The following is a 1,624-nucleotide window of genomic DNA, read 5'->3' as shown; positions in this document are numbered from 1 at the left end:
GCTTTTGCTGCCCCTGATGGCGGCGACGTTCAGCGTGCATGCGCAGGATGGTGCGCAGGCCGCCACCCAGACATCAGTCCAGCAAGGTGTGACGGTGAAGGTCACCCCCAGGGTGGTCGGCGCCGACAATGCGCGCTGGCAATTCGCCGTCGTGCTCGACACCCACAGCAACGACCTCAATGATGACCTCGTCAACACCGCAACGCTGGTCACCGCCGATGGCCGGGAGATCAGGCCGCTGGCCTGGGCTGGCGCGGCCCCCGGCGGACATCATCGCGAGGGCTTGCTGGAGTTCGCCATGACCGCGCCCTGGCCCACGGCGATCGAGCTGAAGCTGGCGCGCCAGGGCGAAGCTGCGCCACGGGTCTTCCGCTGGCAGTTTTGAACCCCGGCTCGCTTACCCCAGCGTCATGAGGGCTGCGGCCGCCGAGCCGGCAGCAATCGACAGGCCATAACCGGCTGCGACAGGGCGACCGAGCGCCATCCCGCCGATCACCGCGGCAATGCAGGCCTTCGCCACCATGTTGGCCGCGGTCGCCAGGCCCACGGCGACCATGGTGGCGGTCACTGCCAGGCTGCCTGCCGCCTGCATTTTCATCACGCTGATGATGATGGCGTCGACATCGGCCAGCCCCGACAGTGTGGCCAGCGCATACAGGCCGGGGTCGCCCAGCCACGCCTGGCTGGCCTGGGTCAGCACCGCCATCAGGCCGAGAAACGCGCCGAAGCCGAGCGCTGTGCTCAGGCCGAAGGGAGCGATGGGATCGCCCTCCGACGCGACAGCGCCAGACGTGCCACGCTTTCGCTGCCACGCGGCCAGGCCGAGAAGGGCGGCGCCTGCAGCCACCATGGGAACCCCAAGCGGCCGCCCGAGCGCAGGCTGAAGCGTGAACACGATCACCGTCATGCGCAGGAACATCATGCCGCAGGCGGCCAAAGTGCCGGCCGCTGCGGCATCGGTGAGCGCCGGTTCCGCCCGGGCACGCCGGGCGAGCATGAGCGTGGCTGCGGTCGAGGAGGCCAGGCCCCCGAGCAGGCCGGTCCAGAAGATGCCGCGCTGGGGGCCGGTGAAGCGCATGGCGATATGGCCGCACAGGGACAGGCCGGCAATCAGGACCACCGCCCACCACAGGCGATAAGGGTTCAGCGCCGCGTAGGGGCCGTAGCCGGTGTCCGGCAGCAGCGGCAGGATGACGACCGACAGCACGAGCAGCTGCAGCGCCGCGCTGAGCTCGCTGTGTTCCACCAGTCGCAGCCAGCGATGCAGCGTGGGCTTGAGATCGAGCAGCACCGCGATGACGACTGCCGTGCCGACCGCGATGGCGGGATAGCCTGCGCCGGCCAGCGCACCGAGCGAGTAGGTCAGCAGCGCGGCGACGGCGGTGGTTGCGCTCAGGCTGCCATGGATGCGAACGTTCTCGCGATAGGACACTGCCCCGAGGAGGGACAGGCCGGCGAGCCCCATGGCCAATGGCCAGGGCCCCAGGGTCTCGCTCAGGACGCCAAGCACGCCGCCCAGCAGGCCGAACAGCGAGAACGTCCGCAGTCCCGCGACGCGGCTGCCTTCGGCGCGCTCGCGCTCGCGCCAGCCGCGCTCAAGGCCGACCACGGCGCCGACGGCCAG

2 protein-coding genes are annotated in these 1,624 nt (G+C 70.3%); one reads left to right on the top strand and one right to left on the bottom strand.

All coding sequences use genetic code 11. From position 1 onward, the window contains the following. A partial coding sequence (locus tag V6M57_RS07570) for a hypothetical protein (protein WP_332814381.1) occupies nucleotides 1–385 on the top strand: 385 nt, incomplete at its 5' end. Between the two features lie 12 nt (nucleotides 386–397). Here the strand turns inward: V6M57_RS07570 and V6M57_RS07565 are convergent. Next, a partial coding sequence (locus tag V6M57_RS07565) for an MgtC/SapB family protein (RefSeq protein WP_332814380.1) occupies nucleotides 398–1,624 on the bottom strand: 1,227 nt, incomplete at its 5' end.

It is taken from the genome of Ramlibacter sp. (assembly GCF_036676645.1).
Taxonomy (GTDB): Bacteria; Pseudomonadota; Gammaproteobacteria; order Burkholderiales; family Burkholderiaceae_C; genus Ramlibacter.
Note: the sequence above shows the minus strand (reverse complement) of the source record. Positions and strands in the feature narration are given on the sequence as shown.